This window comes from Umezawaea tangerina (genome assembly GCF_003002815.1).
Taxonomy (GTDB): Bacteria; Actinomycetota; Actinomycetes; order Mycobacteriales; family Pseudonocardiaceae; genus Umezawaea; species Umezawaea tangerina.
In genome coordinates this window covers 239,275-265,106 of the sequence record NZ_PVTF01000007.1, presented here as the reverse complement: position 1 = coordinate 265,106, position 25,832 = coordinate 239,275, and the positions used below count along the sequence as shown (strand labels likewise).

At 74.5% G+C, this 25,832-nt stretch carries 5 protein-coding genes and 2 pseudogenes (1 of these 7 running past the window's edge); 4 read left to right on the top strand and 3 right to left on the bottom strand.

Going from position 1 to position 25,832, the window contains the following annotated elements; genetic code table 11:
- Nucleotides 1–94 precede the first annotated feature (94 nt).
- From CLV43_RS24180 to CLV43_RS24165, 4 genes are read left to right on the top strand one after another with little or no spacing between them, the layout of a single operon-like run.
- Nucleotides 95–1,480, top strand: coding sequence for a glycosyltransferase (locus tag CLV43_RS24180; RefSeq protein WP_106189552.1), 1,386 nt, complete (start codon nt 95–97; stop codon nt 1,478–1,480).
- 38 nt (nt 1,481–1,518) lie between these two features.
- Nucleotides 1,519–2,604, top strand: coding sequence for a DegT/DnrJ/EryC1/StrS family aminotransferase (locus tag CLV43_RS24175; RefSeq protein ID WP_106189551.1), 1,086 nt, complete (start codon nt 1,519–1,521; stop codon nt 2,602–2,604).
- 23 nt (nt 2,605–2,627) lie between these two features.
- Nucleotides 2,628–3,806 (top strand): cytochrome P450, encoded by a 1,179-nt coding sequence (locus CLV43_RS24170; RefSeq protein ID WP_106189550.1) that lies wholly within the window; start codon nt 2,628–2,630, stop codon nt 3,804–3,806.
- Nucleotides 3,807–3,847: 41 nt separating this feature from the next.
- On the top strand, nt 3,848–4,042 hold the full coding sequence (locus CLV43_RS24165) for a ferredoxin (RefSeq protein WP_106189549.1): 195 nt from the start codon (nt 3,848–3,850) through the stop codon (nt 4,040–4,042).
- 60 nt (nt 4,043–4,102) lie between these two features.
- On the opposite strand, the pseudogene CLV43_RS24160 reads toward CLV43_RS24165, so the two are convergent.
- The 3 genes and pseudogenes from CLV43_RS24160 to CLV43_RS24150 form a co-directional block, all read right to left on the bottom strand.
- Nucleotides 4,103–10,138, bottom strand: a pseudogene (locus tag CLV43_RS24160) (alpha/beta fold hydrolase); the annotation flags it as partial.
- A 39-nt stretch (nt 10,139–10,177) separates the two neighbouring features.
- Nucleotides 10,178–15,535, bottom strand: a pseudogene (locus CLV43_RS24155) (type I polyketide synthase); the annotation flags it as partial.
- A gap of 44 nt (nt 15,536–15,579) precedes the next feature.
- On the bottom strand, nt 15,580–25,832 hold the final stretch of the coding sequence (locus CLV43_RS24150; RefSeq protein ID WP_106189546.1) for a type I polyketide synthase. 17,938 nt of this gene lie beyond the right edge of the window; the window shows 10,253 of its 28,191 coding nt (coding positions 17,939–28,191); its start codon lies off the right edge, out of view; it ends in the stop codon at nt 15,580–15,582.

The window sequence follows — 25,832 nt, the reverse complement described above, 5'->3', positions numbered from 1 at the left end:
GGATTCCGGGCCGCTGCCGTGAGATCAAGGTCTCGTACGACTGCGGGACCGGCCTCCGGCCGCGCGCTCGCGGCCCATTCTGGAAAGGAAGCCCATGGATTCCCCTCGGCGGCCGATCATGTTCGTCACCCTGCCGGAGAGCGGGCTGATGAACTCGTTGCGCGTGCTGGCCGGCGAGCTGGCCCGGCGCGGTGTCCAGGACATCTGGTTCGCCACCGACGAGCACCGGCGCGGGGACGTCGAGGCGCTGGCGGACAAGTCCAAGGTCGAGTTCTGGTCGCTCGGCGAGGTCGAGCCCCGGCTGTCCGCGCTGACCTGGAGCGACGAGGTCTACCGCGCGGTGACCCAGCCCTCCCGGTTCAAGTCGCACAAGGCGATGATCAAGCACAGCTACGACCCCGGCGTGCACCTGCCCAAGTACGAGCGGCTCAGCGCCGCCGTCGACGAGGTGGAGCCCGCGCTGATGGTGATCGACACCACCGCGGCGTTCGGGGTGGACGTGGCCGTCACCAAGAACATCCCGTACGTGCTCAGCGCCCCGTACCTGCCGAGCAACCTCGTCTCCACCTACATGCCGTTCGGCAAGTCCTACACCTCACCCGACTTCCCGGTGCCCCACTCCGGTCTGCCGTTGAGGATGACCCCGTTGCAGCGCCTGCAGAACAGGCTCTTCCGCTGGCGCACGCTCGGGATCTTCCTCGACCCGAGGATGGCGCGGATGATGATCGAGGACTCGCGCAAGCGCAAGGAGCTCGGGATCGACTGGAAGGCCCGCAAGCCGATGGGCGCCGTCGAGCTCGCCGAGATGGTGCTGTGCTACTCGGTGGCGGAGATGGACTACCCGTTCACGCCGCCGCGCAACATGCGGCTCGTCGGCGCCGTCGTCCCGCCGCTGCCCGAGGCGCCGGACGACGTGGAGATGTCCCGGTGGCTGTCCGAGCAGGACTCCGTGGTCTACATGGCCTTCGGCACCAACACCCGGCTGACCAAGCCCCAGGTCGACGACCTGCTCGAGGTCGCCCGGCGGCTGGAGGGCAGGCACCAGTTCCTCTGGAAGCTGCCGACCGGGCAGCAGCACCTGCTGCCGACCGACGGGTCCATGCCGGGCAACGTGCGCGTCGAGGACTGGATCCCCTCGCAGTACGACGCGCTGGCCCACCCGAACGTCAAGGCCATGTTCACCCACGCGGGCGGCAACAGCTTCCACGAGAGCCTGTACTTCGGCAAGCCGCTGGTCTCGCGTCCACTGTGGATCGACTGCCACGACCAGGCCCTGCGCGGGCAGGACTTCGGCGTCAGCCTCACCCTCGACCGACCGGCGGGCTTCGACCCCGACGACGTGGTGGACAAGCTCACCAGGGTGCTCACCGAGAGCTCGTTCCGCGAGCGCGCGGAGCACTACCGGGACCTGCTGCGCGGGGCGGGCGGTCGCGAACGCGCCGCCGACCTGCTCGTGGGGCTCGTGTCCGGCCGCGAATGACCTTCCCACCCCTGTCCCCCAACAGAACCGAGGATCCGATGGGATTCAAGTACCCGGTCACGAAACCCAGCCTCACCGGACGTGAGCTGCAGTACGTGACCAGCGCGGTCTCCAACGGCTGGATCTCCGCGCAGGGACCCTACGTCAAGCAGTTCGAGCAGGCGTTCGCCGACTACAACGGGGTCGCCCACGGCGTCGCGTGCTCGTCGGGCACCGCGGCGCTCACGCTCGCGCTGCGCGCGCTGGGGATCGGCCCCGGCGACGAGGTGATCGTCCCCGAGTTCACCATGGTGGCCTCGGCGTGGCCGGTCGACTACGTCGGCGCCACGCCGGTGTTCGTCGACTGCCGCGACGACCTGACGATCGACCCCGCGCTGATCGAGGCGAAGATCACCCCGCGCACCAAGGCCATCATGCCGGTGCACGTCTACGGCCGCCAGTGCGACATGGACGCGATCATGGACATCGCCTTCCACTACAACCTGCGCGTGGTCGAGGACTCCGCCGAGGCGCACGGCGTCAAGCCGGTCGGCGACATCGCCTGCTTCTCGCTGTTCGCCAACAAGATCATCACCGCGGGCGAGGGCGGCATCTGCCTCACCGACGACGACAGGCTGGCCCGCCAGCTCGCGCACCTGCGGACGATGGCACCCACCTCCGACCGGCTCGTCCCCGGTGACGAGCAGCGGCACAGCTTCCTGCACAAGAAGGTCGGCTACAACTTCCGGATGACCAACATGCAGGCGGCGGTCGCGCTGGCGCAGACCGAGCGCCTGGACGAGATCCTCAAGATCCGCGGCGAGATCGAGCTGCGCTACGACAAGGGCCTCAAGGACGTCCCCGGCATCATCCTCATGCCGCCGCGGGACGTGCTGTGGATGTACGACGTGCGGGCGCAGCGGCGCGACGACCTCCGCGCCTACCTCGCGGAGGAGGGCATCGACACGCGGCTGTTCTTCAAGCCCATGAGCCAGCAGCCCGGCTACCTCTCCCCGGACTGGGAGTCGCTGAAGGCCGCGCGCTTCAGCCGCGACGGCCTGTACCTGCCGACCCACGCGGAGCTCACCGCGGACGACCAGGACCACATCATCGGCAGGATCCGCGCCTTCTACGGCGTCGGCTGACCCACGGAGACGAGGCGCGTGGCATGACAATCCAAGACACGGGCGTCACGGAGTTCCCGGTGCGCAAGCCGGACGTGCCGTTCCCACCCCCGCAGTACGCGGACTTCCGCGACCGGGACGGCCTGGTGCGCTCGGTGCTGCCCACCGGGTGCCCGGTGTGGCTGGTGACCCGGCACGAGGACGTCCGCACGGTGCTGACCGACCGCCGGATCAGCTCCAACCCGTCCCGGCCCGGCTTCCCGAACGTCGCCGTCACCGGCGGTGTGCCGCGGCAGGACCAGATCCCCGGCTGGTTCGTCGGGCTGGACCCGCCCGAGCACGACCGGTTCCGCAAGGCGCTCATCCCGGAGTTCAGCGTGCGCCGGGTCCGCGAGTGGCAGCCGACCATCCAGTCCATCGTGGACGAGCAGATCGACGCGATGCTCGCGAAGGGCGACTCGGCCGAGCTGGTCGCCGAGCTGGCGCTGCCAGTGCCGTCGCTGGTCATCTCGACGATCCTCGGCGTGCCCCCGATCGACCGGGACTTCTTCGAGTCGCGGACGAAGACCCTCGTCAGCGTCCAGACCACCACCGAGGCCGAGCGCGACGTGGCGGTCCGCGAGCTGCTGCGCTACCTGGAGCGGCTGATCGCCCTCAAGCAGAAGCGGCCGGGCGACGACCTGGTCAGCAGGCTGCTCGCCAACGGGAACCTGGAACCGCGGGAGCTCACCGGTGTGGTGATGCTGCTGCTGATCGCGGGCCACGAGACCACCGCGAACAACATCGCGCTCGGTGTCGTCACGCTGCTGGGCAACCCGCGGTGGATCGGCGACAGCCGCGCGGTCGACGAGCTGCTGCGCTACCACTCCGTCGCCGACCTGGTGGCCCTGCGGGTCGCGGTCGAGGACGTGGAGGTGGGCGGGCAGCTCGTCAAGGCGGGCGAGGGGATCATGCCGCTGATCGCGGGCGCCAACCGGGACGACCGCAACTTCGGCTGCCCCGAGGACTTCGACCCCGGCCGGAGCACGCGCAACCACGTGGCGTTCGGCTACGGCGTGCACCAGTGCCTCGGGCAGAACCTGGTCCGGGCCGAGATGGAGATCGTCTACCGGACGCTGTTCGAGCGCGTCCCGACGCTCGCCCTGGACACCACGCCGGACCTGTTGCGGTTCAAGCACGACGGGACCCTGTTCGGCCTGCACACGTTGCCGGTGCGCTGGTGACCTGGCCCGGCCCACCGCCGGAGTAGTAGAGGAGAAGGACGATGCGGATCGATGTGAACGACGGCCGGTGCGTCGGCGCGGGCCAGTGCGTGCTGAACGCGCCGGGGCTGTTCGACCAGGACGACCAGGGCATGGTCAAGGTGCTCGACCAGCACCCGTCCGGCCCCGACGCGGCCGCCGTGCTGCAGGCCGTGGACATGTGCCCGTCCGGCGCCATCAGGGTGACCGGTTTCTGAGGCAGGACGCGCGAAAGGGGGGTGGTGCCGGGGATCCGGCACCACCCCCCTTTCGTCAGGTCAGCGGACGCGGGCCGCCGTGGTGCCGATCCTCGTCAGCCAGTCCTCCACCACCCGCGCGGTGACCGCGGAGTCCTCCTGCGCCAGCGAGAAGTGGCTGGCGTCGATGGTGACGACGTCGTCGGCGGGCACCAGCTCCTCCTGCTGCTCGTGCGTCGACGCGGCGTCGGCGGAGTCGAACAGCGGCCTGCTGCACCGGACGAGCAGCTTCGGGGCCGTGGTCGGCTCGGCGTGCAGGCCGGACATCCGGTTGAGGTAGTGCGCCATCGCGGACAGCCTGGTGCTGTCCACCGTGGACGTGGACGCCGACTCGTCGCCGATGTAGGTCTTGGCCAGCATCCGGTAGTCGGTGCTCTCCTCCCGGCCGTGCCGCACGCTCAGGGTGTCCAGCATGACGACGCCCTCGGCGCGCACCCCCCACATGCTCTCCAGCAGGCCCGCCGCCGCGAGCGCGATGGAGCCGCCGGAGGAGTGCCCGACCAGCACGAACGGCTCGCCGTCGCTGGCGTGCAGGACGCTCTCGGCCACCACCCGCGCGATGGCCTGCGCCGACGCGGGCAGGCTCTCCCCCGCGCCGAACCCCGGCAGCGGCAGCGCCAGGATCCGTCGGGTGCCGCCGAAGTGCGCCGCGATGCGCGCGTACTGGTGCACACCACCGGTCATCACCGGCGCGCTGACGCAGATGAGCAGCGGTTCGGCGGCTCCCTGGGCGAGCGTCACGGGTGCGGGCAGCTCGTCGAGCTCGGCGGGCATGTCGAACATCGGCCGGACGCCCGCGAGCGCCTTGAGCAGGGTCCAGCCCTCCTCCAGCTTGCCGCCGTTGACGGCCTCGAAGAACGTCCTGCCGATCGTGTCCTCCGGCGCGCCGGACGAGGTCGCGGCGGCCGAACCGGCGCCCGCGGCGACCTGCTCGCGCAGCCACCGGGCCAGCAGGGCGGGGGTCTTGTGGTCGAAGGCCACGGTGGCGGGCAGCCGCAGCCCGGTCGTGTCGGCGAGCTTGTTGCGCAGCTCCACGGAGATCAGCGAGTCGAAGCCCGCCTCCAGGAAGTCCCGCTCGGGGTCGATCTCGCTGGAGTCCGGGTGTCCGAGGACCACGGCCGCGTAGTCGACGACCAGCTCCAGGAACACCCGCTCCCGTTCGGTCGTGTCGAGGCCGCGCAGGCGGTCGTGGAGGGTGGCAGAGGAGACCTCGCCCGCCGCGGCGGCCGCCCTCCGGGGAGCGCGGACCAGGTTGCGCAGCAGCGGATGCGGAGCGACCCCGCCGCGCGCGCCGGACTTCACCGCCAACGGGATGAGCACCGGCTCCGGGCTGGCGGTGGCCTCGTCGAACAGCGCCATGCCCTGCGCGCCGGTCAGCGGCACCGAGCCGGAGCTCGCCATGCGCCGGATGTCCGCCTCGCTCAAGGCCCCGGTCATGCCGCTGCCCTGCGCCCAGGCTCCCCAGGCCAGCGACAGCGCGGGCAGCCCTTCGGTCCGGCGCTGCGTCGCCAGTGCGTCCAGGGCCGCGTTGGCCGCCGCGTAGTTGCCCTGCCCAGGGCTGCCCATCACGCCGGAGAGCGACGAGAACAGGACGAAGTCCACCAGGTCGGCGTCCCGCGTGAGCTCGTGCAGGTGCCAGGCCGCGTCGGCCTTCGGGCGCAGCACGGTGGCGAGCCTCCCTGGCGTGAGCGCGCCGATCACGCCGTCGTCCAGGACGCCCGCCGTGTGCACGACGGCGGTCAGCGGGTGCTCCGCGGGGACGGTGGCGAGCAGTCCGGCGACCGCGGCCCGGTCGGACACGTCGCAGGCCGCGATCGTGACGTCCGCCCCGTGCGCGATCAGCTCGGCCTGCAGCTCCAGGGCGCCCGGCGCGTCCGGGCCGCGCGTGCCCACCAGGAGCAGCCGCCGCACGCCGCGCTCGGCGACCACGTGCCGGGCGAGCTGGGCACCCAGCGCGCCGGTGCCGCCGGTGATCAGCACGGTGCCGTCCGCCGCCCACTCGCGGGGCGTGGCGTCCGGGTCCGCGGAGTACCGCGCCAACCGGCCCGCTCGCACGTCGCCGCCGGTCACCACGACCTGGGTCTCGCCGGCGGCGAGCAGGGCGGGCGCGCACGCCACCCGCGGCCTGGACGCGCCGGCGTCGTCGATGTCCATCAGCAGCAGACGGCCGGGGTTCTCCGACTGCGCTCCGCGCACCAGCCCCCACACGGCGGCCGCGGCGGGGTTGCCGCCGTCGGTCGCGCCCCTGGTGAGCAGCACCAGCCGCGCGTCGGCGCAGTCCTCGCGGGTCAACCAGTCCTGGAGGAGGGCCAGCACGGACGCGGTCGCGTCGTGGACGGACTCAGGGCCGCCACCGGGCGCACCGCTCACCGGGACCAGCACGAGCTCGGGGTCGTTGCCCCGGCCGAACACCTCCCCCAGCGAGGCACCGTAGCCGACCACCGGGCAGCCCGCCCGGACGAGGTCGGAGCTGACGCCGAGCTCGTCGGTGCCCACCACGGCCCACCGGGTCTCCGGGACCACCGCCGCGTCGACGGGGGCCCATTCGAGCCGGAACAACGACTCCTGCCCGCCGCGAGGACCCGTCGTGGCACCGGCCGCCAGGGGGCGCAGGCCCAGTGCCTCGACCGAGACCACGGGCTGACCGGCGGAGTCCACGGCCGTGATCGACACGACGTCGCCGCCCGCGGAGGAGAGCCGGGCCCGCAGTGCCGTGGCACCACCGGCGTGCAGGCCCACCCCCTCCCACGAGAAGGGCGCGAGCGGCCGGTCCGGCTCACTGGAGTCCAGGAACGCCACCGACTGCACGACGGCGTCCATCAGCGCCGGGTGCAGGCCGAACATGCCCGCGTCCCGGACGTCACCGGGCAGCGCCACCTCGACGAACACCTCGCCCGGCGCCCGCCACACGCGTCGCATCCCCTGGAACACGGGGCCGTACTCGGACCGCTCGTAGAAGCCGTCCAGCTCGCCCTCGACCGCGCCCTCCGGGGGCCACGCGCCGATGTCGCGGGCCGCGGGCGCCCCGACGGCGAGCACACCGGCCGCGAGCCGGGTCCACTCGCCGTCGCCGTCCTGGGGCGTCGCCGAGATCCGCACCTGCCTGCGGCCGTGCTCGTCGTCGGCGTCCACCTGGATCTGCACGCGCATCGCGCCCTCCCGCGGCAGCACGAGCGGCGCGGACAGGGTCAGCTCCTCGATCCGGTCGCACCCGACCTCGTCGCCCGCCCGCAGGGCGAGCTCCATGAACCCGGTGGCGGGCAGCGCCGCCTCGCCCATGATCGTGTGGTCGGCCAGCCACGGGTGGGTCCGCAGGGACAGGCTGCCGGTGAGCACGGTGCCCTCCCCCGCGGCCAGCGTCATGGTGGCGCCCAGCAGCGGGTGTCCCACCGACGCCAGACCGGCGCCGGTCACGTCACCGGCGCCCGCGAGGCTCTGCGGCCAGTAGCGCTGGTGCTGGAAGGCGTAGGTCGGCAGGTCGACCAGCCGCGCGCCGGTGTCGGCGAAGAACCCCTCCCAGTCGATCCGCACGCCGCGGGTGTGCAGTGCCGCCAGCGCCGTCATCGCCGCCTGCTCCTCGTCCCGGTCCTTGCGCAGGATCGGCACCGAGGCCAGGCCGGGCACGATCTCGGCGACCATCGCCGAGAGCACACCGTCGGGTCCCAGCTCCAGCACGACGTCCACGTCCATCGCCGCCACACCGTCGGCGAACCGCACCGGCTCGCGCACGTGGTCGACCCAGTACCCGGCCGTGCACAGCACCTCCGCCGTCGCGACCTCGCCGGTCACGTTGGACACCACCGGGATCCGGGGGGCGTGGAACGACAGGGGCGCCAGTGCCGCCTCGAAGTCGGCCAGCATCGGCTCCACCAACGGCGAGTGGAACGCGTGCGACACCGCCAACCGCCGGTGCTTCCACCCGCGATCGGCCACCTCGGCGGCGATCCGCTCCACCGCCGCGACCGCGCCCGAGACCACCACCGACGACGGCCCGTTCACCGCGGCCACCGACACCTCGTCCTCGTGCCCGGCCAGCAGCGGCAGCACATCCGCCTCGGCGGCGGCCACGGCCAGCATCGCGCCGCCCGGTGGCAGCGCCTCCATCAACCGGGCGCGAGCCGACACCAGCGCGCACGCGTCCGCCAGCGACAGCACCCCGGCCACGTGGGCAGCCGAGATCTCGCCCAACGAGTGCCCGGCCACCACCTCGGGCCGCACGCCCCAGGACTCCAGCAGCCGGAACAACGCCACCTCGACCGCGAACAACGCGGGCTGGGCCCACCCGGTCCGGTTCAGAACCTCCTGGTCGTCACCCCACACCACGTCCCGCAGCCCGTCGAACCCGGCCACGACCTCGTCGAACGCCGCCGCGAACGCCGGGAAGCGGCCGTGCAGCCCACGGCCCATCCCGAGCCGCTGGGACCCCTGACCCGAGAACACCACACCCACCCGGCCGCGGCCGACGACACCCTCGACGACGGCGTCACCGACCAGACCGACCCGGTGGTCGAACTGCGACCGGGCCACGGCCAAGGACAGGCCCACGTCCGCGGCGTCCAGCCCCGGCCGCCCGGCCACCCACGACCGCAGCCGCGCGACCTGGTCGGCGGCGGCAGCGGCGGTCTTGCCCGACAGCACCCAGGGCACAACGCGATCGACCGCGGCGCGAACGTCCTCAGCCTCCGCCTCTGGAGCCTGTTCCAGGACCAAATGCGCGTTCGTGCCGCTCACCCCGAACGAGGACACCGCCGACCGACGCGGACGGTCCACCTCCGGCCACTCGGAGCGCTCGGTCAGCAGCTCCGCTGCACCGGTCGTCCAGTCCACGTGGGACGACGGCTCGGTCACGTGCAGCGTCTCCGGCAGCACGCCGTGCCGCATCGCCATGACCATCTTGATCACACCGGCCGCGCCCGCGGCGGCCTGGGTGTGCCCGATGTTCGACTTGACCGACCCCAGGCGCACCGGCCGGTCGCGGTCCTGCCCGTAGGTCGCGAGCAGGCTCTGCGCCTCGATCGGGTCACCCAGGACCGTGCCGGTGCCGTGCGCCTCGACCACGTCGACGTCGGCGGCGGACAGGCCCGCGTTCGCCAGCGCCTGGCGGATCACCCGCTGCTGCGACGGGCCGTTCGGCGCGGTGAAGCCGTTCGACGCGCCGTCCTGGTTCACCGCGGACCCGCGGATCACCGCCCACACCGGGTGGCCGTTGCGCTGCGCGTCCGCCAGCCGCTCGACGACGAACATCCCGACGCCCTCGGACCAGCCCGTGCCGTCCGCGGAGTCGGAGAAGGCCTTGCAGCGCCCGTCGGAGGCGAGCGCGCCCTGCCGGGTGAAACCGGCGAACCGCAACGACGTGGTCATCACCGTCACGCCGCCCGCCAGCGCGAGCGAGCACTCGCCCGCGCGCAGCGCCTGTCCCGCGAGGTGCAGCGACACCAACGACGAGGAGCACGCCGTGTCCACGGTGACCGCCGGGCCTTCGAGCCCGAACGTGTAGGACAGCCTGCCCGCGATCGCACTGGCGGCGATGCCGGTGCCCGCGTGGCCCTCCACGTCCTCACCGGAGGTCAGCACGAGGTTGGCGTAGTCCTGGCCGTCGGTGCCCGCGAACACCGCGGTCCGGCTGCCGCGCAACCGGGTGGGGTCGATCCCGGCCCGCTCGAACGCCTCCCACGAGGTCTCCAGCAGGAGCCGCTGCTGCGGGTCCATCGCCATCGCCTCGCGGGGCGAGATCCCGAAGAACGCCGGGTCGAAGTCCGCGACGTCGCGCAGGAATCCGCCCTGCAGCGTCGCGCTGCGGCCGGGCCCCTCCCCGGCCAGCAGGGAGAAGTCCCAGCCTCGGTCGGTCGGGAACCCCGAGATCGCCTCGCCGCCGGAGGCCACGAGCTCCCACAGGTCCTCCGGCGAGGCGACCCCGCCGGGGAACCGGCACGCCATCCCCACGATGGCGACCGGCTCGTGCCTGCCGGACTCCAGTTCCTCCAGGCGACGGCGGGTCTGGTGCAGATCCGCGGTGACCCACTTCAGGTAGTCGACGAGCTTGTTGTCGTCCGGCATCGTGCGTACACCTTCCTTCTCAAGGGACAAGCCGCCGGGTCACCGCCGGCCGGAACGGCCGAGTTCGTTGTCGATGAAGGCGAAGATCTCGTCCTCGCTCGCCGAGGAGATCCGTTCGGTGACCTCCACCTCGCCGGGCTCGTCGCCCGGCGCGCTCCACCGGGTCAGCAGCCGCCGCAGCCTCGTCACCACACCCGCCCTGGTGGCCTCGTCGAGCGCGGTCGAAGACCTCTCCAGCCGGTCGAGGTCGGCGAGCGGGTCGGAACCGCCACCACCGTCCACATCGGACACCAGCTCGGCGAGCAGGTGCTCGGCCAGCGCCGTGGGGGTCGGGTAGTCGAACACGAGCGTGGCCGACATCCGCAGTCCGGTGGCCGCGGCGACGCGGTTGCGCAGCTCGACCGCGGTGAGCGAGTCGAAGCCCAGCTCCCGGAACTCCCGGTCCACGCCGATCGAGTCCGGTGACGGGTGCGCGAGGACCGCCGCGACCTCCGTGCGGACGAGGTCCACGAGCCGGGTGTGCCGCGCGTGCGCGTCCAGACCGGCCAGCTGCCTGCCGATCGGGACGACCGGAGCCGCCGCGTCGGCGGCCGTGCGCCGGGTGCCGCGGACGAGACCGCGCAGCACCGCGTGGGCGACGGCACCGGTGCGCGCGCCGGACGTGTTGACCGCCAACGGGACCAGCACCGGTTCGGTCGAGGACGTGGCCGCGTCGAACAGCGCCATGCCCTGCCCGACGGTCAGCGGGGCGGACCCGGACCGGCTCATCCGGCGGATGTCGGCGTCGCTGAGCGTGCCGGTCATCCCGCCCTCCTGCGCCCACGCGCCCCAGGCGAGCGACAACGCGGGCGAGCCAGACCTCAGCCGGTGCCGCGCCAGCGCGTCCAGTGCGGCGTTGGCCGCGGCGTAGTTGCCCTGGCCCGCACTTCCGGTCACGCCGGCCGTCGAGGAGAACAGCACGAACGCGGCGAGGTCGCCGGTCAGCTCGTGCAGGTGCCACGCGGCGTCGATCTTGGGGCGCAGCACGGTCGCCAGGCGGTCCGGTGTCAGCGAGTCGACGACGCCGTCGTCGAGCACGCCCGCGGTGTGGACGACCGCCGTCACCGGGTGCTCGGCCGGGACCCCGGCCAGCAGCCCGGCCACCGCGGCGCGGTCGGCGACATCGCAGGCGGCGATCGTGACCTCGGCACCCCCGGCGGTCAGCTCGGCCTTGAGGTCGACCGCGCCGGGCGCGTCCGGGCCCCGCCTGCTGACCAGCAGCAGGTTGCGCGCTCCCCGGTCGGCGACGAGGTGGCGGGCCAGGTGGGCGCCGAGGCCGCCGGTGCCGCCGGTGACCAGCACCGTGCCGTGCGGGTCCCACTCCGGCGCGGTCGTGGCGTCCGCGGTGAACCGCTCCAGCCTGCCGACCCGGATCGTCCCGTCGGTGGCCCGGGCCTGGGTCTCCCCCGCCGCGAACAGCGCGGGCACGGCCTCCAGCGCGGCCTTCGGGTCGTCGGCGACGTCCACGTCCAGCAGCAGGTACCGGCCGGGGTGCTCCACCTGGGCCGACCTCACCAGGCCCCACACCGCCGCGGCGGCCACGTCCTGGCCGTCCACCGCGCCGCTGGTGACGAAGACCAGCCGCAGGTCGGCGCACGGCTCGGCGAGCGACTGCCGCAGCACGTCGAGGGCCCACGAGGTCTGCTCGTGCACCGCGCCGAGACCGGTCCGCTCGGCGGTCGGGACGCAGACCAGCACCAGCTCCGGGTCGGCCCCGGAGTCGACCACGTCCCGCAGCGCGTCCCCCTTGCCCACCAGCGACCGCAGGCTCCCGGTCAGGCCCGGTGCGTCCTCACCGAGGACGGCCCAGCGGATCTCCGGCGTCGGGGCGACCGCGAGCGGGGTCCAGTCCAGCCGGAAGAGCCAGTCCGACTCCCGGCCCGGCCGGGCCGCCCGCTCACCGGACGAGGCCCTGAGCACGAGGTTGTCCACCGACACCACCGGGTTGCCCGCACCGTCGACGGCGGTGATCGACACCGCGTCGGTGCCGGTCCGGGTGAGCCGGACCCGCAACGCGGTGGCGCCGGTCGCGTGCAGGGACACGCCCTCCCAGACGAACGGCAGCACGCCGTGGCCCGGCTCGTCGGAGTCGAGGTAGCCGACCGAGTGCAGCACCGCGTCCAGCAGCGCCGGGTGCACGCCGAAGAGACCCGCGTCGCGCGCCTGGCCGGGCAGCGCCACCTCCACGTGGATCCCGTCGTCGTCGCGCCACACCCCGGTCAGCCCCTGGAACAGCGGCCCGTAGTCGGAACGCTCGTAGAACCCGGCGACGTCCACCGCGGTGGCGTGCGCGGGCGGCCAGGCGCCGGTGGGAACGGCGACCGCGGCGGGGGTGCCGGGGACGAGGTACCCCGACGCGTGGCGGGTCCACCGGTCGCCGACCCGCTCGGGGTCCAACGCGTACACGCCCAGCTCACGGCGGCCGGAGTCGTCCGGGGAGCCGACCCGGACCTGGACCACGACCGCGCCGCGGTCGGGCAGCTCCAGGGGCGCCGAGATGGTGAGCTCCTCCACCCGGTCGCAGCCCACCTCGTCACCCGCGCGCAGGGCCAGTTCGACGAACCCGGTGCCGGGGAACAGCACCCGGCCCCCGACGGTGTGGTCGGCCAGCCAGGGGTGCGTCCGCGACGACCACCGGCCGGTCAGCACGGTGCCCTCGCCGTCGGCGAGCTCGACCGCCGCGCCCAGCAGCGGGTGGCGCACCGCACCCAGGCCCGCGCCCGTGACGTCACCGGACGCCGCACCTGCGGCGTCCGGCCAGTACCGCTCGTGCTGGAACGCGTAGGTCGGCAGGTCGACCACCCGCGCACCGGTCCCGGCGTAGAAGCCCGACCAGTCCAGCCGCACGCCCAGGGTGTGGAGCCTGCCCAGCGCGGTGACCGCGGCGACGTCCTCCTCGCGTCCCTTGCGCAGCAACGGAACCGTGGCGACGGACTCGCCGCGGACCTCCTGGGCCATCGCGGACAGGACGCCGTCCGGGCCCAGCTCCAGCAGCACGTCCACGTCCATGGCCGCGACGCCGTCGGCGAAGCGCACCGGCTCGCGCACGTGCTCCACCCAGTACCCGGCGGAGAACGTGTCGGGCCCGGCGAGCGCGCCGGTCACGTTGGACACGATCGGGATCGTCGGGGCGTGCGAGGGGATCGAGGCGGTCGCCTCGGCGAGGCCTGCCAGCACGGGGTCCATGAGGGGCGAGTGGAAGGCGTGCGACACCGGCAGCCGCTTGGTCCGCACACCGCGGTCCGCGAGCTGCCCGGCGATCCGCTCGACGACGTCGTGCACGCCCGCGACCACGACCGCCGACGGGCCGTTCACGGCGGCGAGGGACACCTCGTCCTCGTGCCCTTCCAGCAGCGGCAGCACGTCCGACTCGCCCGCGGCGACGGCGAGCATCGCCCCGCCGGGCGGCAGGGCCTGCATCGACCGGGCGCGGATCGTCACCAGGGCGCAGGCGTCGCGCAGGGACAGGACCCCGGCGACGTGGGCGGCGGTGATCTCGCCCAGCGAGTGCCCGGCCACCACCTCGGGGCGCACGCCCCAGGACTCGACCAGCCGGTACAGCGCGACCCCGACGGCGAACAGCGCGGGCTGGGCCCACCCGGTCCGGTCCAGCTCCTCGGCGTCCTCGCCCCACATCACGTCCAGCAGCGGACTGTCCAGCCACCGGTCGAGCTCGGGGACGACCTCGTCGAGCGCCTTGGCGAACACCGGGAACCGGTCGTGCAGGTCCCGGCCCATCCCCAGCCGCTGGGAGCCCTGGCCGGTGAACACGACCCCGACCCGGCCGCGGCCCGCGACGCCCTCGACCACGGCGTCGCCGACGATGGCGACGCGGTGCTCGAAGTGCGACCGCGTCGACGCCAGCGACCACCCCACGTCCACGCGGTCCAGCCCCGGCCGTTCGCCGGCCCAGGACCGCAGCCGGTCGGCCTGGTCCCGCGCCGCGGCGGCGGACCGGCCCGACAGCACCCACGGCACCGGGTGGCGGCACCCGTCCCCGGCCTCGGGCAGCGGGGTGTCGGGGGCCTGTTCGAGGATCACGTGGGCGTTCGTGCCGCTGATGCCGAACGACGACACCGCCGACCGGCGCGGCCGGTCCGCCTCGGGCCAGGCCTTCTGCTCGGTCAGCAGCTCGACGGCGCCCGTCGACCAGTCCACGTGGGACGACCGCTCGGTGACGTGCAGCGTCCTGGGCACGATCCCCCGGCGCATCGCCATCACCATCTTGATGACCCCGGCCACGCCCGCCGCGGCCTGCGCGTGACCGATGTTCGACTTGACGGACCCCAGCAGCACCGGGCGTTCGCGGCCCTGCCCGTAGGTGTCCAGCAGGGCCCGCGCCTCGATCGGGTCGCCCAGCCTCGTGCCCGTGCCGTGCGCCTCCACGACGTCCACTTCGGACGGTTCGAGGCGGGCGTTGGCCAGTGCCTGGCGGATCACCCGCCGCTGCGACGGTCCGCTGGGCGCGGTGAAGCCGTTGGACGCGCCGTCCTGGTTCACCGCCGAGCCCCGCAGCACCCCGAGCACGCGGTGGCCGTTGCGCTCGGCGTCCGACAGCCGCTCCAGCAGGAGCATCCCGACACCCTCGGACCAGCCCGTGCCGTCCGCGGCGTCGGAGAACGCCTTGCACCGCCCGTCCGGCGCGAGGCCGCCCTGGCGGGAGAACTCGACCAGCGCGCCGGGGGTGGACATGACGTTGACGCCGCCCGCCAGTGCCAGCGAGCACTCGTCGGCCCGCAGCGCCTGCGCCGCGAGGTGCATCGACACCAACGACGACGAGCACGCCGTGTCCACGGTGACCGCCGGGCCTTCGAGCCCGAACGTGTAGGACAGCCTGCCGCTCGCCGCGCTGGCCGCGATGCCCGTCCCCACCTCGGCCGCGGCCTCGGAGGCCGCCTTGACCACCAGGTAGGCGTAGTCCTGGCCGTTGGTGCCGACGAACACACCGGTCCGGCTCCCGCGCAGCGACGCGGGGTCCACACCGGCCCGCTCGAAGGCCTCCCACGACACCTCCAGCAGCAGGCGCTGCTGGGGGTCCATGCCGACGGCCTCCCGCGGCGAGATGCCGAAGAACCCGGCGTCGAACCGGTCGGCGCCCGCGAGGAACCCGCCGCGCAGCGTCGCACTGCTGCCGCCGCCGTCACCGGCGAGCGAGTCGATGTCCCAGCCCCGGTCGTCCGGGAAGGGCACGATGCCCTCCCCGCCCGCGGCCACCAGGTCCCACAGGTCCTCCGGCGAGGCGACCCCGCCGGGGTAGCGGCACGCCATGCCGATGATCGCGACCGGCTCGGTGGCGGCGGCCACGAGCCGCCGGTTCTGCCGTCGCAGCCGGTCCGTCTCCTTCACGGCCGTGCGCAGTGCTTGGACAACCTGGTCGTCCGGCGTCGTCATGGTCTGCTCCATCAGTCGGGCTGTCCGTTGAGGGCGGCTTTCACGAGGTCGGCGACGTCCATCGAGTCGATGGCCCCGCCCTCCTCGGCCCGCGGTGGTGCCGAGGCGCGGCCCGCGAGCTGCAGCAGTGGTTCGAGCACGCCGATCTCCCGCAGCTGGCCGAGCGACACCGAGACCAGCAGCTTGCGGACCGCGGCCTCCTCGCTGTCGCCGCCGTCGCCCGCACCGCTGTCGGGCACCAGCCGGTCGAGCACGTGCGCGGCGAGCGCGGCGGGTGCCGGGTGGTCGAACACCAGCGTCGACGGCAGGGTGAGGCCGGTGGCCGCGTGCAGCCTGTTGCGCAGCTCCACGGCGGTCAGCGAGTCGAACCCGAGGTCGCGGAACGCCTTGTCCGGCGAGACGACGTCGGTGTCGGCCAGTCCGAGCACCTCGGCCGCGAGACCGCGCACGAGCTCCAGCACGACCTCCGTGCGCTGCGCGGGCGACCTGCCCGCCAACCGGTCCCGCAGGGCGAGGCCCGCCGCCTCCTCGTCGATCGTGGCGGTGACCCGCGGGGCCTCCGCGTACCCCGGCAGGTCGCGGAGCAGGGCACCGGAACGGGCGGCCAGCGTGCCGCGGGCGAACCGGTCCGCGGACACGTCGACGACCACGGCCGTCGGCTCGTTCTCCACGACCAGCTGGCGCAGCGCCAGGACCGCCAGGTCCGGGTCCATCGCGCCGATGCCCGCGCGCTGGGAGCTCTCGGACGCGGACGCCGTGCCCGCCATCCCCGCTCCGCGCCAGGCGCCCCAGGCGATCGCGGTGGCCGCCCTGCCGTTCGCGCGGCGCCGCTCGGCGAGGGCGTCGAGCATCGCGTTGGCCGCCGCGTAGTTGCCCTGGCCGGGGTTGCCCATCGTGCCCGAGGCCGAGGAGAACAGCACGAACGCCGACAGGTCGGCCTCCGCCGTCAGCTCGTCGAGCAGCAGGGCCGCGGTGACCTTCGACCGGAACACGGCGTCGAACCGGTCCGGCGTCATGCCTTCGAGGATCCCGTCGTCGAGCACACCGGCCGTGTGCACGACACCGGTGAGCGGCCTGGACTCCGGGATGTCCGCGAGCAGGGCCGCCAGCGCGTCGCGGTCGGCCACGTCGCAGGCGACCACCGTGACGTCGGTCCCCAGTCCGACGAGCTCGTCCCGCAGCTCGGCGGCTCCCGGCGCGTCGGCGCCGCTGCGACTGGCCAGCACCAGGTGCTCGGCACCCTGCCGGGCCAGCCGCCGGGCCACGTGCGCGCCGAGCGCGCCCGTGCCGCCGGTGACGAGCACGGTCCCGGTGGGGTCCCAGAGCCGGTCCGGAACCGGTGCGGGAGCGGGTGCCAGGCGCCTGCCGAACGTCGCGGACGAGCGCACGGCCACCTCGTTCTCGCCGTTCGCGGCGGCCAGCACGCCGGGGAGCCGGGACGCGGAGTCCCCGTCCAGCGTCCGGGGCAGGTCGACCAGACCGCCCCAGCGGTCCGGGTACTCCGCCGCGGCCACCCGGCCGAGGCCCCAGACCGCCGCCTGCGCCGGGTCGGGCACGGTGTCGTCGGCGGCGCCGACGGTCACCGCTCCCCTGGTGGCGCACCACAGCGGGGCGCCGATCCCGGCGTCCCCCATCGCCTGCAGCAGCGCGACGGTGAGCAGCACGCCGGTCGGGGTGTCCGCCGACGCCGTGTCGTCCAGGGCGAGCAGCGAGACCACCCCGCCGAACCGGCCGTCCACCGAGCGCAGCAGCTCGGCGATCGCCGCCCGGTCCGGTCCGGCCACCTCGACCGCGACCACCTCGGTGCCGAGCGCGGCGAGCACGCCGGACACCCACTCGTCGGCCAGGCGACCCGTCGGGACGACCGCCAGCCACGGGCCGGACGGCCCCGCCGCGGAACGACCCGACAGCGGCCGCCAGACGATCCGGTGGCGCCATCCGTCCACAACGGACCGGGAGTGGTGCGCGGCCCGCCAGTCGAGCAGCGCGGGCATGACCTCCGACAGCGCCTCCCGCCGGACGTCGAGGATGCTCCCCAGGGACTCGATGTCCTCGTCGCGCACCGCGGCCCAGAACCGCTCGTCCTCGGGCGCGGCGGTGCCGCGGACCGGTGCGGGTTCGGCCGAGGACCAGAACCTCTGGTGCTGGAACGGGTAGGTCGGCAGGTCGACCCGGCGCGGTGCGCCGTCCGCGTGGAACGCGGACCAGTCCACGTCCACCCCGCGCACGTGCAGCCGGGCGACCGCGGCGACCAGCGTGGGCTCCTCGTCGCGGTCGCGGCGCAGCGCCGTGACGGCCAGCTGCGGCCTGCCCGACGGCGGGATGCTGTCGTGCGCCATCGCGGTGAGCACACCGTCGGGGCCGAGCTCCAGCAGCTCCGTGACACCGAGGTCGAGCATCGTGCGCAGGCCGTCGCCGAAGCGCACCGCCTCCCGCACGTGCCGGACCCAGTAGTCCGCGGTGCCGATCTCGTCGGCCGCGACCACCCCGCCGGTCAGGGTCGACACGATCCGGACGGTCGGGGCCTGGTAGGTCACCCGGCGGGCGACCTCGGCGAACTCCGCCAGCATCGGGTCCATCAGCGGCGAGTGGAACGCGTGGCTGACCCTCAGCGTCCTCGTCCTGCGTCCCAGCGCCGCGAACCGCTCCCGGACCTGCTCGACGGCGGCCGCCTCACCGGCGACCACGACGGCGTTCGGCCCGTTCACCGCGGCGATCGACACGGCCTCGCCGAGCAGCGGAACGACCTCGTCCTCCGAGGCCTCCAGCGACGCCATCGCGCCACCGGCGGGCAGTGCCTGCATCAGCCTGCCGCGGGCGGCGACCAGCTCGCAGGCGTCGGCCAGCGAGAGGACACCGGCCACGTGCGCCGCCGCCAGCTCGCCGATCGAGTGGCCCGCGAGGTAGTCCGGGCGCAGGCCCCAGGACCGCACCAGCCGGAACAGCGCCACCTCGACCGCGAAGAGGGCGGGCTGGGTGTAGCCGGTCTGGTCGAGCAGGTCCGCCTCCGGCGTGCCGGGCTCGGCGAAGACGACCTCCCGCAGCGGGCGGTCGAGCCGGGCGTCCAGCTCGGTGAGCACGGCGTCGAAGGCCTCCGCGAACGCCGGGAAGCGCTCGTGCAGCTGCCTGCCCATCCCCGCGCGCTGCGCCCCCTGGCCGGTGAACAGGAACGCCAGCTTCCCGCCTCCCACGGCCCGGTCGGTCACCGCGAACGGACTCGGCCGACCCTTGGCCACGGCGTCGAGCCCGGCCGCCAGGTCGTCGGGTCCGGTGACCAGGACGGCGGCGCGGTGCTCGAACGCGGCCCGCGTCGTCGCCAGCGAGAACGCCAGGTCGGCCGGGTCGACGTCGGTGTAGGCGGGCTGCCGCAGCCGCACGGCCTGTGCGCGCAGCGCGGCGGGCGTGGCCCCGGACAGCGGCACCAGCACCACCCCGGACCGCCGCTCGGCGGCAGGGGCGGCCTCCTCGACCGGAGCCTGTTCGATGATCATGTGCGCGTTGGTCCCGCTCGCCCCGAACGCCGAGACCGCGGCCCGGCGCGGGCGGTCGACCGCGGGCCACGGGGTCTGCTCGGTCAGCAGCTCCACCGCACCGGCCGACCAGTCCACGTGGGACGACCGCTCGGTGACGTGCAACGTCCTGGGCACCACGCCCCGCCGCATCGCCATCACCATCTTGATCACACCCGCCACGCCCGCGGCGGCCTGCGTGTGACCGATGTTCGACTTCACCGAGCCGAGCAGCACCGGACGTTCACGGCCCTGCCCGTAGGTCGCCAGCAGCGCCTGCGCCTCGATCGGGTCCCCCAGCTTCGTGCCCGTGCCGTGGGCCTCCACGACGTCCACGTCGGAGACCGCCAGCCCCGACACGGCCAGCGCCTTGCGGATCACCCGCTGCTGAGACGGTCCGCTGGGCGCGGTGAGGCCGTTGGACGCGCCGTCCTGGTTGATCGCCGACCCGCGGATCACCGCGAGGACCCGGTGGCCCTCGCGCCGCGCGTCGGACAGCCGTTCCAGCACGACCACGCCGACGCCCTCGGACCAGCCCGTGCCGTCGGCGGTGTCCGAGAACGCCTTGCACCGGCCGTCGGCCGACAGCGCGCCGAGCTCGCCGAACTCGACGAAGTTGGTCGGCGAGGACATGACGGTCACGCCGCCCGCGACGGCCAGCGAGCACTCGCCGTTGCGCAGCGCCTGCGCGGCGAGGTGCATCGCGACCAGCGAGGACGAGCACGCGGTGTCGACGGTGACCGTCGGCCCCTCGATGCCGAACGTGTAGGCCAGCCGCCCGGACAGCAGGCTCGCCGACTGCACGTTCTGCCACTCGCCGCCGTCGGCCGCCGGGCGGTAGTCACCGCTGCCGCCGCCGACGAACACGCCCGCGTCGCCGCCGCGCAGCCCGGCCGGGTCGATCCCGGCCCGTTCGAAGGCCTCCCAGGTCGCCTCCAGCAGGATCCGCTGCTGCGGGTCCATGATCATGGCTTCGCGGGGCGAGATCCCGAAGAAGCCGGGGTCGAAGTCCGCGGCGCCGGCGAGGAACCCGCCCGAGCGGGCGACCGTGCGCGGGGTCGTGCCGGGCTCCGTGCCCAGCAGGCCCGCCAGGTCCCAGCCGCGGTCGGCGGGCAGCTGGCCGACCAGGTCGACCTCGCCGTCGACCACGTCCCACAGGTCCTCCGGCGAGCCGATGCCGCCGGGGTAGCGGCAGCTCATGCCGACGATCACGATCGGGTCGTCGGTGTGCGCCACGACGCCCGTCCCGACGGGGGTGTCGGGCTGCTCGTCGAGCAGTTCGGCCAGCAGGTGCCGGGCGAGCACGGCGGGGGTCGGGTAGTCGAACGCCAGCGTGGCGGGCAACGCGAGCCCGGTCGCGGTGGCCAGCTGGTTGCGCAGGTCGACGGCGGTCAGCGAGTCGAAGCCGAGGTCCCGGAACGCCAGGTCGACGTCGACCGCGGCGGCGCCTGCGTGGCCGAGCACGACGGCCACCTTCTCCCGCACCAGGTCGAGCACGTCCGCCGTCCGCTCGTCCGCGGGCCTGCCGAGCAGCGCGAGCCGCAGCTCCTGGTCTCCGGGTCCGGTCGCCTCCCCGGTGGTGGGCGGCGCGACGGCCGCCTCCGGCAGCCCGGCCAGCAGCGGGCTCGGCCGCGACTCGGTGAAGACGGGCGCGAACTGCTCCCACACCACGTCCACGACGGCCACGTGCGTGCCCTCCGCGACCGCGCGGCTCAGCTCGCCGAGCGCGAGGTCCGGTGCCATGGCGGGAAGTCCGGAGAGCCGCAGGTGCCGGACCAGGCCGCTGTCGTCGGGTGCCCCGAGGTCCAGCGCGCCCCAGGAGATCGCCGTGGTCCCCCGTCGCCGGGTGGCCAGGGCGTCCAGGTAGGCGTCCGCCGCGGCCTGCACGCCGCGACCGCGGATGCCGAGCACACCGGCCACCGAGGTGAACAGCACGAGGGCGACGTCCGGCCGGTCGCGCAGCGCCTCTTCGAGGTGCGCCGCGTCGGCCACGGCCGCGGTCAGGCCGTCGGCGACCTGATGCCCGGTGGGGGTGTCCGGGAGCACGCCGACCCGGTCGCCGAGGACGACGGCCGCGGTGAGCGGCGCGTCGCCGCCGATGGTGGCCAGCAGGGCGGCGAGCGCGTCCTGGTCGCCGAGAGCCGTCGGGCTCGCGGTCACCTCCACGTCCAGCGCGGCCAGGTCGGCCCGCAGGGCGTCCCCATCGGTCGTGCCGGTGAGCACGAGGTGCTTCGCGCCCGCCTCGGCGAGCCTGCGGGCCACCTGGGCGGCACCGGATCCGGTGCCGCCGGCGATCAGCACGGTGCCCGACGGCCGCCACGGCGCGGTGTCCGCGTCCGGGACCGCGCGGACGAGCCGCCGTCCGGACAGGACCGCCCCGCGGATCGCCACCTGGTCCTCGACGGCCGTGCCGTGCGGCACACCGGCGAGCGCGGTGACTACCAGTCCGGCCACGCGCTCGTCGAAGTCCCTCGGGAGGTCGACCAGCCCGCCCCAGCGGGCGGGGTGCTCCAGCGCGGCGACCCGGCCCATCCCCCAGACCGCCGCCTGGCGGGCGTCCGCGACGCGCTCGTCCTGGTCGACCGCCACGGCACCCGTGGTGGCGCACCACAGCGGCGCGTGGATCCCCGCGCGGTCCAGCTCGTCCAGCAGTGCGGACGGCCAGGCCGGAGCCGGGACCCCGCCCACGGCCAGGGCGAGCAGGGACAGCACTCCGGCGACGTCCACGTCCTGCGCCGCCGCGGTGAGCCGCGAGCCGAGGTCCGGGCCCTCCTCAACGACGAGCGCGTCGGCGCCCATCGAATCGACCACTGTGGACAGTCGACGGTCCTCCCGCCAGCCCGTGGGGACGACGGCCAGCCAGGTACCGGACAGCACCGCCGTGCCGCCGGACAGCGGCGTCCAGCCCACCCGGTAGCGCCAGCCGTCCGTGACCGCCTGGTCGTTGCGCTTGCGCCGCCACGCCGAGAGCGCGGGCAGCACCGCGGCCAGCTGCTCGCCCGCCACGTCGAGGCTCGCCGACAGCGAGTCGACGTCCGAGCTCTCCACGGACGCCCAGAACTCCGCCTCGAGCGGGTCCGGGGTGGTGTCGCGCGAGGCCGCGGGCAGGGCGGCGGGCCAGAAGCGCTCCCGTTGGAACGCGTAGGTGGGCAGGTCGACCTGCCGCGCGCCGGTACCGGCGAAGTACGCCGTCCAGTCGACGGCGACACCGGCCGCGTGCAGCGCGGCGAGCGCGGCAGTGATCGCCCGTTCCTCACCCCTGTCCTTGCGCAGGGCGGCGATCGCGGTCGGCGGGGCGTCGTCGTACTGGCCCACCATCGCCGACAGCACGCCGTCCGGGCCGATCTCGACGAACGCGCCGACACCGGCGGCCCGCAACGCGCTCACGCCGTCCGAGAACCGGACCGCCTCGCGCACGTGGCGGACCCAGTAGCCGGGGGTGGCCAGGTCCTCCGGGAGCGCCCCGGCGACGTTGGCCACCACCGGGACGACGGCCGGGGCGAAGGCGAGGCCCGCCACGACGTCGGCGAACCCGGCGAGCATCGGCTCCATCAGCGGCGAGTGGAAGGCATGGCTCACCCGCAGCCGCCGGGTCTTGCGCCCGTCCGCCTCGAACCGACCGGCGATCCGGACGACCTCGGACTCCTCGCCCGCGACCACGACGGCGCTCGGGCCGTTCACCGCGGCGATCGACACGCCCTCGCCGAGCAGCGGGGCGACCTCGTCCTCGGTCGCCTCCAGGGCGACCATCGCGCCGCCGGTCGGCAGCGCCTGCATGAGCCTGCCGCGGGCGGCGACCAGGGTGCAGGCGTCGGCCAGCGTCAGGACACCGGCCACGTGCGCGGCGGCGATCTCGCCGACCGAGTGCCCGGCCAGGTGGTCGGGCCGCACGCCCCACGACTCCAGGAGCCGGTGCAGGGCGACCTGGAAGGCGAACAGCGCGGGCTGCGCCCAACCGGTCCGGTTCAGCTCCTCGGCGTCCTCGCCCCACATCACCTCGCGCAGCGGGCGGTCCAGCTCCAGGTCCAGGTGCGCGCACACCGAGTCGAGGGCGTCGGCGAACACGCCGAACCGCTCGTAGAGCTCCTTGCCCATGCCCAGCCGCTGCGAACCCTGGCCGGAGAACAGGAACGCCGTCGCGCCGGCGGAGCCGCGGACCGTGCCGCGCACGGTCTCCACGACACCGTCCGGGGTCGCCAGCAGGACCGCCCGGTGCGGCAGGGCGGCACGGCCGACGGCCAGCGAGTAGCCGACGTCCACAAAGGACGGTTTGGGGGCACGGCGCACGAACCCGTCAAGCCGCTCGGTCTGCGCGTCGAGCGCTTCCCGCGTGCGGCCGGACACCGGCCACGGCACGACGGTGGGGACCACCGCGGCGGCGGCGACTGGCGCCTCGACCGCGGGTGCCTCCTCCAGGATGACGTGGGCGTTGGTGCCGCTCACGCCGAACGCGGACACGCCACCCCGGCGCGGCCTCCCCGTGACGGGCCACTGCCGGGCCTCGCCCAGCAGCTCGATGGCGCCCGAGTCCCAGTCGACGTGCGACGAGGGCCTGTCGGCGTGCAGCGTCCTGGGCAGCAGCCCGTGCCGCATCGCCATGACCAGCTTGATCACCCCGGCGACACCCGCCGCGGCCTGCGTGTGCCCGATGTTCGACTTCACCGAGCCGAGCAGCAGCGGCTCGGCGCGGTCCTGGCCGTAGGTGGCGAGCAGGGCGTTCGCCTCGATCGGGTCGCCCAGCACCGTGCCGGTGCCGTGCGCCTCCAGCGCGTCGACGTCCGCGGCCGACAGGCCCGCGTCGGCGAGCGCGTGCCGGATCACCCGCTGCTGCGCGGGGCCGTTGGGCGCGGTGAGCCCGTTGGAGGCGCCGTCCTGGTTGATCGCCGTGCCCCGGACGACACCCCAGACCTGGTGGCCGTTGGCGCGCGCGTCGGACAGCCGTTCCAGCACGAGCATGCCGACGCCCTCGGCCCAGGAGGTGCCGTCCGCGTCGTCGGAGAAGGCCTTGCAGCGGCCGTCGGGCGCGAGGCCCTGCTGGGCGCTGAACTCGACGAAGGAGTCCGGTGTGGACATCACCGAGACGCCGCCGGCGAGCACCATCGAGCACTCGCCGTCGCGCAGGGCCTTGACGGCCCAGTGCATCGCCACGAGCGAGGACGAGCACGCCGTGTCGACGGTGACCGCGGGCCCCTCCAGCCCGAGCGTGTAGGACAGCCTGCCGGACATGACGCTCGCGGTGTTGCCGGTCGCCATGTGGCCGCGCAGGTCCACGACGTCGGCGTTGCGCAGCACCGTGGCGTAGTCCTGGCCGTTGGTGCCGACGAAGACGCCGGTGTCGGTCCCCCGCAGTCGGGTGGGGTCGATCCCGGCGCGTTCCAGCGCCTCCCAGGTGGTCTCCAGCAGCAGCCGCTGCTGCGGGTCCATCGCCAGCGCCTCGCGCGGCGAGATCCCGAAGAACCCGGCGTCGAACTCGGAGGCACCGGTGAGGAAACCGCCCTCGGCGGTGGCCGACGCGCCGATGGCCCGCGTGCCGACGTCCCAGCCGCGGTCGGTCGGGAACCCGCTGATGGCGTCCCCGCCGTCGGCGAGCAGCCGCCACAGGTCCTCAGGCGAGGACACCCCGCCGGGGAACCGGCAGCTCAGGCCGACGATGGCGATGGGGTCGTCCGCGACGGGCCGGGCGGTGGTCCGCGGCGTGCCGGTGTCCGCGATCGAGCCCAGCATCTCGTCGAGCAGGAACCGGGACAGCCCCAGCGGGGTCGGGTGGTCGTAGACCAGCGACGCGGGCAGGGTCGTGCCGGTCGCCGCGGCCAGGCTGTTGCGCAGCTCCAACGTGGTCAGCGAGTCGAAGCCCAGGTCCTGGAACGCCTGGCCCGGCTCGATCTCGGCGGTACCGGAGTACCCGAGGACCGCCGCGACCCTGGACAGCACCAGGTCGAGCACGACCCGGCCGCGTTCGGCCGCGGGCAGCCCGGCGAGCCGACCGCGCAGCTCCGGCAGCCCGGTCCCGACCGCGGCGACCGCCGTGCTCTCCACGGCGTCGAGCGCGCGCACCTCGGGGAGGTCGGCGAGCAAGGGCATCCGGCGGGTGGCCGAGACGGCGGGCGCGAACCGGGCCCAGTCGACGTCCGCGGCGGTGACCGCGGTGTCGTCGGACTCGATCGCCCGGCGCAGCGCGGAGATCGCGATGTCGGTGGGCAGCGGCTCGAACCCGCCGCGCCGCATGCGCGCCGCCGCCGCGGCCGCGTCGGCGACCATGCCGGACTCCGCCCACGGGCCCCAGGCGACCGACGTCGCCGTCAGCCCCAGGTCCCGGCGGTGCTCGGCGAACGCGTCCAGCCAGGCGTTGGCGGCGGCGTAGTTGCCCTGGCCCGCGGCGCCGATGACGCCGGAGGTCGAGGAGAACAGCACGAACGCCGAGAGGTCGATCCCTGCGGTGGCCTCGTGCAGGGTGAGCGTCGCACCGACCTTGGCGCGCAGCACGGTCGCGAACATCGTGGGCGTGAGGGCGTCCAGCACCCCGTCGTCCACGACACCCGCCGTGTGGACCACGGCGCTGAGCGGGAGGTCCGCGGGCACGGCGGCGAGCACCGCGTCCAGCTCCGCCCGGTCGGCGACGTCGCAGGCCGCGACGGTCACGCGGGCACCGAGCCCGGTGAGGTCGCGCACCAGGTCCTCGGCACCCGGCGCGTCGGCGCCGCGCCTGCTCACCAGGAGCAGGTGCTCGGCACCGCGGCCCGCCAGCCAGCGGGCCA